The following is a 14,965-nucleotide window of genomic DNA, read 5'->3' as shown; positions in this document are numbered from 1 at the left end:
TGGTACGAATTCTCTGGAGCCAGGGAGGTCGACGTTGCGAAGCGCTGTTCGCCCCGCAGTGGGGCTGGCATCGGTCGTCCTGCTGGTCGCTGCCGTCGGCGCAGCGGTGGTCATGTTTCGCGGCGACGTCACCTCGGGTGTGCCGATCACCGTGGTCGCACCGCGCGCCGGGTTGGTGATGAACCCCGGAGCCAAGGTGAAAATGCGTGCCGTCCAGGTCGGCACGGTGGCATCGATCGACCAGGATCCGAATGGTCAAGCGGTGCTTCATCTCTCGATCGATCCGGAGCAGTTGTCCCTGATCCCCGGCAACGTTCAGGTCGACATCACATCACCCACGGTGTTCGGCGCCAAGCTCGTCGAACTGACCGCGCCCGCCCAACCGTCGGCTCAGCCGCTGCGCTCCGGCCAGGTCATCGAAGCCGCCGACGTCACGGTGGAGATCAACACCGTCTTCCAACAACTGACGGCGGTGCTGTCAAAAGTGCAGCCGGAGAAGCTCAATGAAATTCTCGGCGCTCTCTCCGGGGCGATGGACGGACGGGGTGAGCGGCTCGGCCAGATGTTCTCGGACTTCGACACGCTGCTGGCCCGGCTCGAACCCGGTCTCGACAACCTGAGTCACGACATCGACGCGGCGAATGTGGCTGCCGGTGCCTACGCTGACGCCGCGCCTGATCTGATCAGGACCGCCGACAATGCGATTCGGATCAGCCAGACCCTCGTCGACCGGCAGGACGATCTGGATGCGTTGTTGCTCAGCGCTATCGGGCTGGCCGGCACCGGGTCCGAGGTCGTCGACGGGAACCGGCAGGCGCTGACAGAAGTGCTGCACCTGCTGGTGCCCACCACCGATCTGACCAACCGCTACCGCGAAGCCCTGAATTGCACGCTGGCCGGCCTGGTGCCGATCGCCCTCGCACCGCCCCAACCTGACCCCGGTGCCGTCGTGTCGGTGAGCTTCACGATGGGTTTGGAGCGGTATCGCTATCCCGCTGACCTGCCCAAGGTCGCCGCCAAGGGCGGACCGCACTGCGCGGACCAGGGACTGCCGCACCTGACGCCGAACACCAAGCCGCCGTTCCTGGTCACCGATGTCGGGGCCAACCCGGCACAGTACGGAAACCAGGGCGTTCTGCTCAATTCCGATGGGCTCAAACAGATCCTGTACGGCCCGATCGACGGCCCGCCGCGCAACTCCGCGCAGATCGGGCAGCCGGGCTGATGCGGTCGCTGCGGGCAACGGGGTTGAAGTTCACCGCTTTCGCGGTCGTGATGGTTGTGGCAACGGCATTCCTGTTCATGACCTTCGCGCAGTACCGCACCGGTCGCACCAACGGGTACTCCGCGGTGTTCGCCGACGTGTCCCGGCTCAAGGCCGGCGACAGTGTGCGAGCCGCCGGGATTCGCATCGGGACTGTCGACACCGTGACGCTGCGCGGCGACGCCACCGCCCTCGTCACCTTCGAGGCCGACCGAGACGTGGTGCTGACCACCGCAACCCAGGCGGCTGTCCGCTATCTCAACCTGGTCGGCGACCGCTACCTGGAATTGGTGGACGCGCCGGGACCTACGGCGACGCTACCCGCGGGCTCCCAGATTCCCATCGATCGCACCCAGCCGGCTCTCGACCTCGATCTGTTGCTCAGTGGTCTGAAGCCGGTGATCCAGAGCCTGAGTCCGCAGGACGTCAACGCGCTCACCACCTCGCTGGTGCAGATCCTGCAGGGGCAGGGCGGCACCGTGGATTCCTTGTTCGCCAAGACATCGTCGTTCACCAACGCGCTGGCCGACAACGACAGAGTCATCGCGGCGCTGATCGACAATCTGAAAGTCGTGCTGTCGGCGCTGACCGCCGAGGGGGAGCGCTTCTCGACCGCGATAGATCGCATCGAGAAGATGATCACCGGATTCGCCGACGACCGCGATCCGATCGGCGCGGCCATCGACGCCCTCGACGCGGGTACGGCGTCGCTGGCCGGTCTGCTCACCGACGCACGACCGCCGCTCGCCGGTGCGGTCAGCGAATTGAGCCGCCTCGCGCCACTTTTGGACCAGGACAAGGACCGAGTGGATCGCGCGCTGGCGAAGGCGCCCGAGAACTACCGCAAACTGACCCGCCTCGGCGCGTACGGCAGCTTCATCCAGATGTATGTGTGCGGCATGTCGGTGCGAGTGACCGACTTGGAGGGCCGGACGGCAGTGTTCCCGTGGCTCAAGCAGGAGAGCGGAAGGTGCGCTGAGCCGTGATGCTGAAATACCGTGGCGGACGATTGATTCGGGCCGGATTCATCGGACTCGCGGTTGCAGTTCTGGTCGTGCTCGTCGGCCTGGCGCCGCAGCGGCTGTGGTCGTGGGCGACCCAGGTGCGATACCAGGCGGTGTTCGGTGAAGCCGGTGGCCTGGTGGCCGGCAACGATGTGGTGATCTCCGGCATCAAGGTCGGTACCGTCTCGGCAGTGTCACTGCTGCGCGGCGATGCGCTGGTGACGTTCACCATCGACGGCACCGTGCATCTGGGATCGCAAACCACCGCGCACATCAAGACCGGTACCGTGCTCGGCGCGCGGATCGTGACGCTGGTTCCGGCGGGCACGGGTGCGCAGAAACCCTCCGAGCCGATTCCGATGTCGCGGACGTCCTCGCCCTATGTGCTCACCGATGCCGTCGGCGATCTCACCACGAACGCGGCCGGGCTGGATACCGCATCGCTGAACCAGTCCCTGGAGACCCTCTCGGACACCATCGACGCGATGGCGCCGCAGCTGGGGCCGACGTTGGAGGGCCTGACCCGGTTGTCCCGGTCGATGAATGACCGCAATGACACCCTGCGCGAACTCCTGCGCAGCGCAGCCGATCTCACCGGAGTGCTGTCCGAACGCCGAGAACAGGTCAATGCGCTCATCCTCAACGGCGCCGACCTGGTGGCGGTGCTGGCCCAGCGGCGCCAGGCGATCGCCGACCTGCTGGCCAACACCTCGGCGATGAGCAGGCAGTTATCGGGTCTGGTCCACGACAACGAAGCCAAGCTGACGCCCACCCTGCAGAAGCTCAATTCGGTGATGGCGGTGCTGCAGAAGAACAGCGACAACATCGCCAAGGCGCTGCCCGGGCTGGCCAAATACGAGATCACCATGGGCGAGGCCGTGTCGAGCGGCTTCTACTACCAGGCCTACACCGCCAACGTCATACCCGCGGAGTTCCTGCAGCCGTTCTTCGACTACGCCTTCGGCTTCCGCCGGGGTACCAACGCCGGACAGCCGCCCGACAATGCCGGACCCCGCGCAGAATTCCCCTTCCCCTACAACGGGATTCCCCCGCAACCCCAGGAGGGGCAACGGTGAGCGTCCGCAGCAGAGTGATCGCCGCGACAGCCGCACTGCTGGTCGCGCTCGGTGCGGCAAGTACTGCGCTGGTGATCCGTCACACCTACTTTCCCGCGACGAAGATCACGGCCTACTTCACCGCCGCCACCGCGATCTATGCCGGTGACGAGGTACGCGTATCCGGGGTCAAGGTGGGCACGATCGATTCCATCGAGCCCGTCGGCAAGCAGGTGAAGATGGTGCTCAGTATCGAATCCGGGGTGTCGATTCCGGCCGGCGCCAGCGCCGTCATCGTCGCGCAGAACCTCGTCGCGGCCCGCTATCTGCAGTTGACGCCCGCCTATCGGGACAGCGGACCGACGATGCCCTCCGGTGCGGTCATTCCCGTGGAGCGAACGGCCGTCCCGGTCGAGTGGGACGATGTCAAAACCCAGTTGATGCGCCTGTCAACCGATTTGGGGCCCAGCAGTGAATCGGCGCGGCCGGCACTGGCCCGGCTGATCGACGACACCGCTACTGCCATGGGCGGCAACGGCATCAAGCTGCGCCAGATGCTGGCTCAGCTGTCAGCGGTGGCCCGCATTTTCGCCGACGGCAGCGGCAACGTCGTCGACATCATCACCGGGCTGCAGAACCTGGTGACCGCGCTGCACGACAGCAGCGGCGCGATCGTCGACTTCGAACACCGTCTGGCCGCGTTGACGGGCACGCTGGACGACCACACCGACGACCTCGACGCCGCGTTGCGCGATCTGGCGACCGCGACGGTGGATGCCACGCGCTTCGTCGGCGAAAGCCGGGAACTGACCGTCGAACAGGTCCAGCGGCTGACCGACGTCACCCGGAACCTGGCCGACAACCGCAAGAGCCTCGAGCAACTGCTGCACGTCGCGCCCAATGCGTTCGCCAACTACTACAACGTGTACAACCCGGACACCGGAGACAACATCGGGTCCATCGTGTTCAACGACTTCGCCAATCCCATCCAGTTCATCTGCGGGCAGATCGGTGCCATCGAGAACGCCACGGCACCGGAAACCGGCAAGCTATGCGCGCAATACCTCGGCCCGGCGCTGCAGTTGCTCAGCTTCAACCTGGTGCCGTTCCCGATGAGCCCATATCTGATGAAGGCGCCGTCCCCGGAGAATCTTCTCTACTCTGATCCGGCGCTCGCGCCCGGCGGATCGGGACCTGCGCCCGGTCCCGCCGAGACCCCGCCTGCCATCTCGGCCTATCAGGGGACGCCGTGAGACATCAGCGCCTCTGGGCTACGGCGGCGGTCGTGCTCATCGCGTCCGGCGCCTCCGGATGCGGATTCCGGGGGCTGAACTCCTTGCCGCTACCGGGCACGCAGGACAGGAACGGAGCGAGCGTATTTCACATCGAGATCGCCAATGTCGGTATGCTGGAATCGAATTCACCGGTCCTCGTCGCCGACGTCGTGGTCGGAACGGTGGGAGCCATGCGGCTGCGTGACTGGCACGCCGACGTCGAGGTGTTCGTCCGTCCCGACGTCGCGGTGCCCGCCAACGCCGTCGCCACGGTCGGGCAGACCAGCTTGCTTGGTTCCATGCATCTGGAACTCGACCCGCCGGTGGGCGTGCCGCCGGCAGGCCGGCTGCAGCCGGGAGCGACGATCCCGCTGAGCAAGTCGTCGACGTATCCGTCCACCGAGCGGACATTGTCGACGTTGTCGGCGGTGGTCAACGGCGGGGGATTGGGCCAGATCGGTGACGTGATCCGCAACGCCAACACCGCGCTGTCCGGACGGCAAAATCAGGTGCGAGACCTGTTGCGGCGGCTGGACACCTTCGTCGGCACACTGGACAGCCAGCGCGCCGACCTGATCGACATGATTCACCAGCTGAACAGGTTCACCGGCACGTTCGCAGAGCAGCAGGAGGTGATCAGCCGTGCGCTGCACCATGTTCCGGCCGCACTCGACGTCCTGATCCGGGAACGACCACGCATCGTCGCCGCGCTGGAGAAGCTGCGCACGTTCAGCGAGTCGACCACTGATCTGATCAACGCCGCCCAGGACGACCTCGTCACGAACCTGCGCAATCTCGAGCCGACGGTCAAGGCGCTGGCCGACGTCGGCCCCGAGCTCGACACCGCACTCGCCTTCGCCGTCACCTACCCGTACAGCCAGAGCTACATCGACCGTGCCGTCCGCGGTGACTACGTGAACATGTTCCTGGTCGCCGATCTGACGGTTCCGCGATTGAAACGAACGTTGTTCCTGGGTACCCGATGGGGCGACCAAGACGCCAAACTGATTCCGGCGCCCGGTGATCCGTGGTACCTCAACTACACCTACGATCCGCTGCGGACCGGTATCGCGCCGGAACCCGCGCCGGCAGGCGGAGGTCGCTGATGCTGACGCGGCTCATTCGCATCCAGCTGGTGATCTTCGGAATCGTCTCCCTTGTCGGACTGCTGCTGATGACCTTCGTATTCCTTCAGGTTCCGACCCTGTTGGGGATCGGGAAGATCACCGTCACCCTGCAACTGCCCAGTGGCGGCGGTCTGTACCGGTTTTCGAATGTGACGTACCGCGGTGTGCAAGTCGGCAAGGTCACTGCATTGAGGTTGACCAAACAGGGTGCGGAAGCGACCCTGTCGCTGGACACTTCGCCCAAGATCCCGGTCGACCTACGGGCGGAGGTCCGCAGCGCCTCGGCGATCGGCGAACAGTACGTGGATCTTCGGCCGCAGAGCGCGTCAGGCCCATATCTGCACGACGGGTCGGTGATCGGACGGCAGCAGAGCACGGTTCCGCAAGCGGTCGGCCCGATGCTCGATCGGGTGAGTGCTCTGGTCAACAGCATTCCCGGAGACAAGCTCTCGCTCTTGATCGATGAGTCGGACACGGGGCTGCGCGGCGCGGGCTACGACCTTTCCTCGCTGGTGGACTCCTCGGCCACCGTGGTCGGCAGGATCAGCGGTGTCGGTGATCGCGCCCGGATGTTGATCGACGACGCGGTGCCACTACTCGATTCACAGGTCGCCACAACGGATTCGCTGCAGGTGTGGGCACGCGGCCTGGCCGATGTCACCCAGACGGTGGCCGACGACGACGATCAGGTACGCGCTGTGCTGGGTACCGGTCCGGCCGCCGCGAACGAGGTGACCCGCCTGCTCGAACAGGTCAAGCCCACGCTGCCGGTCCTACTGGCCAGCCTGAGCGCCGTCGGTCAGATCCTGGTCACCTACAACTCGTCGCTCGAGCAGTTGCTCGTGCTGTTGCCGCCGGCGATCGCCAGCACCCAGGCGTTCGGCCTGCCGACCAACAACCCGACGGGATTACCGGTGGGGGAGTTCGCGATCACGCTGGGTGACCCACCGCCGTGCACCGTCGGATTCCTGCCACCGTCGTCCTGGCGGTCTCCGGCCGACACGACGACGATGGACACCCCGGACGGTCTGTATTGCAAACTGCCGCAGGACTCTCCGATCGCGGTCCGCGGTGCCAGAAACTACCCGTGCGTCGGCAGGCCGGGCAAGCGAGCGCCGACCGCCGAGATCTGTGACAGCGACCAGCCGTTCGTGCCGACTGCGGTTCGCCAGCATGCGGTCGGCCCTTATCCGCTGGACCCCAATCTGATAGCGCAGGGTGTTCCGCCGGACAGCAGGGTTCCCGGGGCGGCGCCCAGCGGGTTCGGGACCACCGATGGCCCCGCACCGGTATCGGTTGTGCCGTACAACCCGGCAACGGGCAGCTTTGTCACGCCCGACGGGCATCGCTATGTGCAGTCGGACCTTGCGCCGCCGACGGCGCCGGCGTCGTGGAAAGACCTGCTGCCGTGTTAGGTCAGCGGCGCCAGACCGGACCGCACCAGGTCGACACTCGTGGAGACGACCTCGCGCAGGTCGGTCGTGCAGCCGTCGCGGCCCCAGCGCTCCACCGCGGCGACAAGGGCGGCGGCCAATGCGGCCCCGGCCACTTCGGCGATCAGGTCGACATCGGGCAGTTCGGGGTAGCGGCGCCTGACGAACTCGGTCAGCACCTCGGCGAACGACGTCTGAACCACCCGAAGGTGACCTGCGGTGCGCTCGCCGTCGAGCAGGGTCGCCCGCAGGATGGCGGCCTGGCGGACGATCTCCAGGTCGTGCGGGAAGCTGACCACACTACCCAGCACCGCGTCGAAGATCGATTCGTTGGCCGGGCGCCGCGCCAAAGCCTCGGCGAACCATTCGAGTTGAGTCTCGTAGTCCTGGAACAGCACCGCCTCTTTGGTCGGGAAGTGCCGAAAGAACGTGCGCTGGGTGACGCCGGCGTCGTCGGCGAGCTGAGCGACCGTCACATTGGCGAAACCGTCGCGAGCGAATCGCGCCAACGCCACCTCGCGCAGCGCCTCGCGCGTCGAAGTTCTGCGTCGCTCGTGCGCGTTCGTCATTACGACATTTTCGCACAATCCTTTTCGTCAATTCACCGCAGTCTCGACATCTGTCCCATCAAGTGAGGAGAAACCAGCAATGAGTGATTACGACGCGATCGTCGTCGGGGCCGGCCACAACGGCCTGACCGCGGCGGCTGTTCTGCAACGCCGGGGGGTGCGGACGATTGTTCTGGAACAGAACACCTATTCCGGCGGCATGGCCGCCACGGTGGAGTTGATCGACGGGTTCCGCTACGAAATCGCCGGCTCAGTGCAATTTCCGACCGCACCGGAAGTCGCAGAGGCCTTGGAGTTGCACACGATTCCGCAGGTTCACTCCGAAGTCCAGTCGGTCAACCTCGGCGAAGCCGGGGAGGAACCGATGATTCTCTACAGCGACCCGATGAAATACATGACACATCTGTCCGAGCGGCACGGCGCCGATTCGGTGCTGGGCATGGCGAAGATGCTCGAATGGACGACCGGTCCGTCCCGGGCGCTCGGGCGGTTCGAGGCTCGCACGCCGCCGAAGACCCTCGACGAGATGTATGCCTGTGCGGCAAACGAATCCGAGCGCCGCGCCATCCACGAGATGTTGTTCGGAACGGCCATGGACGTCATCGATCGCAACTTTCCGGACAAGGACAAGTACGCGACGATCCGCGGGATGCTGGCGTTTTTGGCCATCAACTCCACCTATCGCGGACCGTTCACACCCGGCAGCGCAACGTGTCTGGCGTTCGCCATGGGTGTGCCCGACATGAATGCCACCATGATGACCAAACTCGAGGGCGGCATCGGTGCCGTCTGCGACCACCTCAAACGAATGTTCACCGAGCTCGGCGGTGAAATCCGCTATCGCACCAAGGTCGACCAGATCCTCGTGGAGAACGAACGGGTCACCGGTGTGCGGTTGCGGGACGGATCGGTGCTGAGTGCGCCGGTCGTGGTGTCCAACCTGTCCCCGGACCTGACCCTGATCGACATGGTCGGCCCAGAGCATCTACCGGGCAATCTGGTGGAGCGCCTGGCCGGACGCGACCACCGGGCCACCTTCATCCAGATGCACTTCGCCCTGGACGGTCTCCCGGAATTCGCGTCGCCCTACGAGCTGCTCAACGAACCCGGTATGCAGCAGTCGGTCGGCGTCTTCGGGACACCCGAAGAGCAGCAACGGCAATGGGAGATGGCCCGGGCCGGAATGCTCCCCGACAACCCCTCGTTCGGTATGCAGATCCCCTCGGTCACCGACCCGTCGCTCGCACCCCAGGGGAAGCACGCGGCCAGCGCGTACGCCTATGGGTTCCCGGTTGACGCGCCCCGAGAACAACACGGACGCCTCAAGAACGAGATGGCGGAAACCGTCATCGACAAGATCACCAAGTTCGCGCCGAACTTCAGGGACATCCAGATCCGGCACATCACCTTCGCGCCGTATCACATGCAGACGATGTTCGGTGCGCCCGACGGCGACTTCTGCCACGGCCTGCTGCATCCCGATCTGATGGGGCCGAATCGGCCGGGCCCCAAAGGGTTCCTCGATATCCCCATCCCGATCGAAGGGCTGTATCTGGGCGGTGCCGGGTGCCACGGCGGCCCCGGCATCACGTTCGTGCCGGGCTACAACGCCGCGTACGCGGCGCTCGACGATCTGGCGGCGTCATGACCTACGTCATCGGCGAACCATGCATCGACATCCGGGACAAGGCGTGCGTGGACGAATGCCCGGTGGATTGCATCTACGAAGGGGAGCGGATGCTGTACATCCACCCCGACGAGTGCGTCGACTGCGCGGCGTGCGAACCCGTGTGCCCGGTCGAGGCGATCGTGTACGTCGACGAGGCCTCCGAGGATTGGCAGCCGTACGTGACCGCCAACGCGGACTTCTTCGCCGACCTCGGATCACCTGGCGGGGCAAGGATATTGGGACGGCAACCGTTCGACGCCCCGTTCGTCGCACAGCAACCGCGCCGGGATACCGCAGCGGGCTAGCGGAACTCCTCCGCCGACGCCTCGATCCAGTCCGAGCGCCACGACTCTGGCGGATCCTCGAGCAGCTCGCCGGGCATCAGCCAGTCGTAGATCTCGGCGTAGGTGCGGGTGCGCTGACCTTCGATGCGCCGGTTGAGCATTGCGGGCTGCAGCTCCTGGAACCCGTCGAGGCCCATCGACGCGACGATCTGGGCGGCACTGGCCACGGTCGCCCGCTGGAAGTTGACCACCCGCTGCGTCTTGTCCGGGACATACAGCGCCCGCGCCCGGCCGTTGTCCTGGGTGGCCACGCCGGTGGGGCACTTGTTGGTGTTGCACTTCATCGCCTGGATACAACCGACCGCGAACATCATCGCCCGCGCCGACATCGTGAAATCCGCGCCCTGGCAGATCCGCGACACGATGTCCACCCCGCTGGCCACCTTGCCCGACGCGCCGATCCTGATGTGGCGGCGCAGGCCGGTCCCGACAAGGGCGTTGTGCACCAGCATCAGTCCCTCGGTCAGTGGCATGCCGACGTGGTCCTCGAATTCCTGTGGGGCCGCACCGGTTCCGCCTTCGGCGCCGTCGACGATGATGAAGTCCGGGGTGATGCCGGTGTGCAGCATCCCCTTGCAGAGGGACAGGAATTCGGTGCGCGCCCCGATACACAGCTTGAACCCGATCGGCTTACCGCCGGACAGACTGCGCAGCGTGGCAATGAAATGCATCATCTCCACCGGCGTGTGAAACGCGGTGTGTGCGGGGGGCGAGACGACGGTCCGGCCGACCGGCACCCCTCGGGTCGCCGCGATCTCCGCGCTCACCTTCGCACCGGGCAGCACCCCGCCGAGGCCGGGTTTGGCGCCCTGGGACAGCTTGATGGAGATGGCCTTGACCGACGGCCACGCGGCCTTCTCCTCGAACTGGCGGGCGTCGAAGTGCCCGTCGGTGTCGCGGCAGCCGAAGTAGCCCGAGCCGATCTCCCAGATCAGGTCACCGCCGTGCTTGAGGTGATACGGGCTGATGCCGCCCTCGCCGGTGTCGTGGGCGAACCCGCCGCGGGCCGCGCCGCCGTTCAGCGCCTCGATGGCATTGCCCGACAGCGCCCCGAAGCTCATCGCCGAGACGTTGAGCAGCGCGATGTCGTACGGCTGGGCACAGTCCGGCCCGCCGAGCCGCACCCGGGGCGCCAGTTCGGAGGCGAAGTGGGCGCGCAGGGAATGCCGGAGAAACTCATAACCGAGCGCATTGACATCCCGCTCGGTGCCGAACGGCTCGTCGCTCTTGGTGCCCTTGGCCCGCTCGTAGACCATGTCGCGGGTTTCCCGGTCGAACGGGCTGGCCTCGGTGTTCGACTCGATGAAGTACTGCCGGATCTCCGGCCGCAGCGCCTCGGCCAGCCATCGTGCGTGCGCGAGGATCGGATAGGACCGCAGGAGGGTGTGCTTGGTCTGCAGCAGATCCCAGGTGCCCAGGGCCGCCACCGCGACCAGCGGCGCCGCCAGCAGCCACCACCAGGGACTGAATGTCAGCGACAGGCCGGCGACGGCCAGGGCCACCATCCACACGGTGACGACGGCGAGAGCTCTGAGCATCGGACATCCTTACCGGTGAAATGCCTGCGAGGCGTCATTCTGGCATCACCTATGATCGGCACTTGCGTCACATCCGTGGTGCAAACAACCCGGAAGTGCAAGGAGCGTCTCGCCGCGTGGGCGAACAACCCGTCGACCTGTCGCAGGAATCGTTGACCAAGGCCGTCAGCGCGGCCCGGCACGCCTTCGAGCGGGCCACCGACCTGGACGCGCTGGCCCGTGCCAAGACCGAGCACCTCGGCGACCGCGCGCCGCTGGCGCTGGCCCGCCAGGCACTGGCCGGGCTGCCCAAGGAGGACCGCTCCGAGGCCGGCAAGCTGGTCAACCTCGCCCGCGGGGACGCCCAGCGCAGCTACGACGAGCGCCTGGCGGCACTGCGCGCCGAGCGCGACGCCGCCGTCCTGGTCGCCGAGGCCATCGACGTCACCCTGCCGTCGACGCGCGAGCCCGTCGGTGCGCGTCACCCGATCACGATCCTGGCCGAGCACATCGCCGACACTTTCGTCGCGATGGGCTGGGAGCTGGCCGAAGGCCCCGAGGTCGAGACCGAGCAGTTCAACTTCGACGCGCTGAACTTTCCGCCCGATCACCCCGCGCGCAGCGAGTCCGACACGTTCCACATCGCTCCGGAGGGGTCACGGCAGCTGCTGCGCACTCACACCTCGCCGGTGCAGGTGCGCACGCTGCTCGATCGCGAGCTGCCGGTGTACATCGTCTCGATCGGCCGCACGTTTCGCACCGACGAGCTCGACTCCACGCACACCCCGGTGTTCCATCAGGTGGAGGGCCTCGCCGTGGACCGCGGCCTGACGATGGCCCATCTGCGCGGAACGCTGGACGCGTTCGCCCGCTCGGAATTCGGTCCAGACGCCCGCACCCGGATGCGGCCGCACTTCTTCCCCTTCACCGAACCTTCGGCCGAGGTGGACATCTGGTTCCCCAACAAGAAGGGCGGCGCCGGCTGGGTGGAGTGGGGCGGTTGCGGCATGGTCAACCCGAATGTGTTGCGCGCGGCCGGGATCGACCCAGAGATGTACTCCGGATTTGCTTTCGGGATGGGCCTGGAGCGAACCCTGCAGTTCCGCAACGGGATTCCCGATATGCGTGACATGGTCGAGGGTGACGTCCGCTTCTCGCTGCCGTTCGGGGTCGGGGTCTGATGCGCCTTCCCTACAGCTGGCTGCGTGAGGTCGTTCAGCAGGGTGCTCCCGGCTGGCACGTGGAGCCACATGAGCTGGAGCAGGCGCTGATCCGCGTCGGCCACGAGGTCGAGGACATCATCGCGCTCGGGCCGGTGTCCGGCCCGCTGACCGTCGGGCGGGTGACCGCGATCGAGGAGCTCACCGAGTTCAAGAAGCCGATCCGGGCGTGCAAGGTCAACGTCGGCGAGGACGGTGACCGCGATATCGTCTGCGGTGCATCGAACTTCGCGGTCGGCGATCTCGTCGTGGTAGCGCTGCCCGGCACGACCCTGCCCGGTGATTTCCACATCGCCAGCCGCAAGACCTATGGCCGGCTCTCCGACGGCATGATCTGCTCGGCCGCCGAATTAGGGTTGGGCGCCGACCATTCCGGGATCATCGTGCTGCCGCCGGGGACGGCGGAGCCCGGCGACTCCGGTGTCGACGTCCTGGGTCTCGACGACGTGGTCTTCGACCTGGCCGTCACCCCGGACCGGGGTTACTGCATGTCGGTACGCGGCATCGCCCGCGAGATCGCCTGTGCCTATGACCTCGACTTCGTCGACCCCGCCGACGTGCCCGCATTGCCGGCAGAGGGCCCGGCGTTGCCGGTCACCGTCGAATCCGGTACGGGTGTCAGCCGTTTCGCACTGCGAGCGGTCACCGGGATCGACCCAGGAGCGCAGTCGCCGTGGTGGTTGCGCCGGCGGCTGATGCTGTCCGGCATCCGACCGATCTCGCCGGCGGTCGACGTCACCAACTACGTGATGCTCGAAATCGGCCATCCCATGCACGCCCACGACCGCAGCCGCATCAACGGCGAATTCACGGTCCGGTTCGCCAAGCCTGGGGAGACCGTCGTCACGCTCGACGACATCGAACGCAAACTCGACCCGGCCGATGTGCTGATCGTCGACGATGTCGCGACAGCGGCCATCGGCGGTGTCATGGGCGCGGGCACCACCGAGATCGACGACGACTCCACCGACATCCTGCTCGAGGCCGCGGTCTGGGACCCCGCCGCGGTGTCCCGCACGATCCGGCGCCTGCATCTCGTGAGCGAGGCGGGCCGGCGCTACGAACGCTCGGTCGATCCCGCCATCTCGGTGGCCGCCATCGACCGGTGTGCCGCGCTGCTCGCCGAAATCGCCGGCGGCACCGTCGAACCCACGCTGACCGACTGGCGCGGGGACCCGCCGCGGGACGACTGGTCACCGGCGCCGGTGCGGATGCGTTTCGACCTGCCCGACCGGATGGCCGGCGTCGAGTACGAGGGCGGCGCCGCGGTGAAGCGGCTGACGCAGATCGGTGCCGAGGTCGTCGAGGACGACGCCGACCGCGCCATCCTTGTGGTCACCCCGCCGAGCTGGCGACCCGACCTGGTGCAGCCCGCCGACCTGGTCGAGGAGGTGCTGCGGCTGGAGGGTCTCGACAAGATCCCGTCAGTGCTGCCCACCGCACCGGCCGGACGTGGACTGACGGCGGGCCAGAAGCGCCGCCGCGCGGTCGGTAAGTCGCTGGGCCTTTCGGGTTACGTCGAGGTGCTGCCGACCCCGTTCCTGCCAGCCGGGGTCTTCGATACCTGGGGCCTGTCGGCCGATGATCCGCGGCGCGCCACCACCTCCGTGCTCAACCCGCTGGAGGCCGAGCGGCCGCACCTGGCCACCACGCTGTTGCCGGCGCTGCTGGAAGCGTTGTCCCGCAACGTTTCCCGCGGCTTCGTCGATGTCGCGCTGTTCGGTATCGCGCAGGTGGTACATCCGACCGAGGAGACCAAGGGCGTCGAGCTGATCCCGACGCATCGTCGACCGAGCGATGACGAGATCGCGGCGTTGGATGCGTCGCTGCCGAGCCAGCCCGTTCACGTCGGTGCCGTGCTGACCGGGCTGCGCGAACCGCGCGGCCCGTGGGGGCCGGGCCGCCCGGTCGAGGCCGCCGACGCCTTCGAGGCGGTCCGGGTGATCGCCCGCGCCTGCGGTGTGGACGTGACTTTGCGGGCGGCCCAGCAGCTGCCCTGGCATCCGGGCCGCTGTGCCGAGGTTCTCGTCGACGGGCGGGTCGTCGGGCACGCCGGTCAACTGCATCCGTCGGTGATCGAACGCTCCGGCCTGCCGAAGGGCACCTGCGCGGTGGAGCTCGACCTCGATGCCGTTCCGCTCACCGAAACGCTGCCCGCACCGCGGGTGTCGCCGTTCCCGGCGGTGTTCCAGGACGTCAGTCTGGTGGTGGCCAGTGATGTCCCGGCGTCGGCCGTGGTCGACGCGGTGCGCGACGGCGCCGGGGAGCTGTTGGAGGACGTGGCGCTCTTCGATGTGTACACCGGCCCGCAGATCGGCGCGGACCGCAAGTCGCTGACCTTGGCACTGCGCTTCCGGGCGGCGGATCGGACGCTGACCGAGGACGAGGCCAGCGCCGCCCGCGACGCCGCGGTGGCCGCGGCGGCCGAGCGTGTCGGCGCCGAACTGCGGGGCTAACTTCCTCCCGAACCGACATTCGGCAGAACTTTC

12 protein-coding genes are annotated in these 14,965 nt (G+C 66.9%); 10 read left to right on the top strand and 2 right to left on the bottom strand.

Annotated elements, in window-relative coordinates:
* Nucleotides 1-34: 34 nt before the first annotated feature.
* Genes HPC46_RS17885 through HPC46_RS17860 form a run of 6 tightly spaced genes read left to right on the top strand, consistent with a single transcriptional unit; the run spans nt 35 to nt 7,139 of the window.
* Nucleotides 35-1,225 carry an MCE family protein gene (locus HPC46_RS17885; protein WP_179472266.1) on the top strand — a complete coding sequence of 397 codons (1,191 nt, stop codon included), beginning with the start codon at nt 35-37 and terminating at the stop codon, nt 1,223-1,225.
* On the top strand, nt 1,225-2,250 hold the full coding sequence (locus HPC46_RS17880; protein WP_179472264.1) for an MCE family protein: 1,026 nt from the start codon (nt 1,225-1,227) through the stop codon (nt 2,248-2,250). Before HPC46_RS17885 ends, HPC46_RS17880 begins: the two co-directional genes overlap by 1 nt.
* Nucleotides 2,250-3,344 carry an MCE family protein gene (locus HPC46_RS17875; RefSeq protein ID WP_179472408.1) on the top strand — a complete coding sequence of 365 codons (1,095 nt, stop codon included), beginning with the start codon at nt 2,250-2,252 and terminating at the stop codon, nt 3,342-3,344. The genes HPC46_RS17880 and HPC46_RS17875 overlap by 1 nt, the downstream gene beginning before the upstream one ends.
* On the top strand, nt 3,341-4,576 hold the full coding sequence (locus tag HPC46_RS17870; RefSeq protein WP_179472262.1) for an MCE family protein: 1,236 nt from the start codon (nt 3,341-3,343) through the stop codon (nt 4,574-4,576). The genes HPC46_RS17875 and HPC46_RS17870 overlap by 4 nt, the downstream gene beginning before the upstream one ends.
* Nucleotides 4,573-5,703 (top strand): MCE family protein, encoded by a 1,131-nt coding sequence (locus HPC46_RS17865; RefSeq protein WP_179472261.1) that lies wholly within the window; start codon nt 4,573-4,575, stop codon nt 5,701-5,703. The genes HPC46_RS17870 and HPC46_RS17865 overlap by 4 nt, the downstream gene beginning before the upstream one ends.
* Nucleotides 5,703-7,139 carry an MCE family protein gene (locus HPC46_RS17860; RefSeq protein WP_179472259.1) on the top strand — a complete coding sequence of 479 codons (1,437 nt, stop codon included), beginning with the start codon at nt 5,703-5,705 and terminating at the stop codon, nt 7,137-7,139. The genes HPC46_RS17865 and HPC46_RS17860 overlap by 1 nt, the downstream gene beginning before the upstream one ends.
* Here the strand turns inward: HPC46_RS17860 and HPC46_RS17855 are convergent.
* Complete coding sequence (locus tag HPC46_RS17855; RefSeq protein WP_005149111.1) at nt 7,136-7,726, bottom strand: TetR/AcrR family transcriptional regulator; 591 nt, start codon at nt 7,724-7,726, stop codon at nt 7,136-7,138. The genes HPC46_RS17860 and HPC46_RS17855 overlap by 4 nt on opposite strands.
* A gap of 79 nt (nt 7,727-7,805) precedes the next feature.
* Here HPC46_RS17855 and HPC46_RS17850 point away from each other — a divergent pair, with 79 nt between their 5' ends.
* Entirely contained in the window at nt 7,806-9,374 is a 1,569-nt protein-coding gene (locus HPC46_RS17850; protein WP_179472257.1) for a phytoene desaturase family protein, read from the top strand.
* On the top strand, nt 9,371-9,700 hold the full coding sequence (gene fdxA / locus HPC46_RS17845) for a ferredoxin (protein ID WP_179472255.1): 330 nt from the start codon (nt 9,371-9,373) through the stop codon (nt 9,698-9,700). The genes HPC46_RS17850 and fdxA overlap by 4 nt, the downstream gene beginning before the upstream one ends.
* Here the strand turns inward: fdxA and HPC46_RS17840 are convergent.
* Nucleotides 9,697-11,277 carry an FMN-binding glutamate synthase family protein gene (locus HPC46_RS17840; RefSeq protein WP_179472253.1) on the bottom strand — a complete coding sequence of 527 codons (1,581 nt, stop codon included), beginning with the start codon at nt 11,275-11,277 and terminating at the stop codon, nt 9,697-9,699. The two genes, fdxA and HPC46_RS17840, sit on opposite strands and share 4 nt — an antisense overlap.
* 116 nt (nt 11,278-11,393) lie before the next feature.
* Between HPC46_RS17840 and pheS the strand changes: the two genes are divergently transcribed.
* Together pheS and pheT are read left to right on the top strand one after the other, a co-directional pair.
* Complete coding sequence (gene pheS / locus HPC46_RS17835) at nt 11,394-12,437, top strand: phenylalanine--tRNA ligase subunit alpha (RefSeq protein WP_005149116.1); 1,044 nt, start codon at nt 11,394-11,396, stop codon at nt 12,435-12,437.
* Entirely contained in the window at nt 12,437-14,932 is a 2,496-nt protein-coding gene (gene pheT / locus HPC46_RS17830) for a phenylalanine--tRNA ligase subunit beta (RefSeq protein ID WP_179472251.1), read from the top strand. Before pheS ends, pheT begins: the two co-directional genes overlap by 1 nt.
* Nucleotides 14,933-14,965 lie beyond the last annotated feature (33 nt).

Source organism: Mycolicibacterium vinylchloridicum, from assembly GCF_013404075.1.
GTDB classification, from domain to species: domain Bacteria; phylum Actinomycetota; class Actinomycetes; order Mycobacteriales; family Mycobacteriaceae; genus Mycobacterium; species Mycobacterium vinylchloridicum.
The sequence above is the reverse complement of the archived record's forward strand: the minus strand, read 5'-3'. Positions and strand labels throughout refer to the sequence as shown.

Coding starts and splice junctions, on each gene's coding strand:
- HPC46_RS17880 (WP_179472264.1), top strand. CDS start 1,225: ATGCGGTCGCTGCGGGCAACGGGGTTGAAGTTCACCGCTTTCGCGGTC.
- HPC46_RS17875 (WP_179472408.1), top strand. CDS start 2,250: ATGCTGAAATACCGTGGCGGACGATTGATTCGGGCCGGATTCATCGGA.
- HPC46_RS17860 (WP_179472259.1), top strand. CDS start 5,703: ATGCTGACGCGGCTCATTCGCATCCAGCTGGTGATCTTCGGAATCGTC.
- HPC46_RS17855 (WP_005149111.1), bottom strand. CDS start 7,726: ATGACGAACGCGCACGAGCGACGCAGAACTTCGACGCGCGAGGCGCTG.
- HPC46_RS17850 (WP_179472257.1), top strand. CDS start 7,806: ATGAGTGATTACGACGCGATCGTCGTCGGGGCCGGCCACAACGGCCTG.
- fdxA (WP_179472255.1), top strand. CDS start 9,371: ATGACCTACGTCATCGGCGAACCATGCATCGACATCCGGGACAAGGCG.
- HPC46_RS17840 (WP_179472253.1), bottom strand. CDS start 11,277: ATGCTCAGAGCTCTCGCCGTCGTCACCGTGTGGATGGTGGCCCTGGCC.
- pheT (WP_179472251.1), top strand. CDS start 12,437: ATGCGCCTTCCCTACAGCTGGCTGCGTGAGGTCGTTCAGCAGGGTGCT.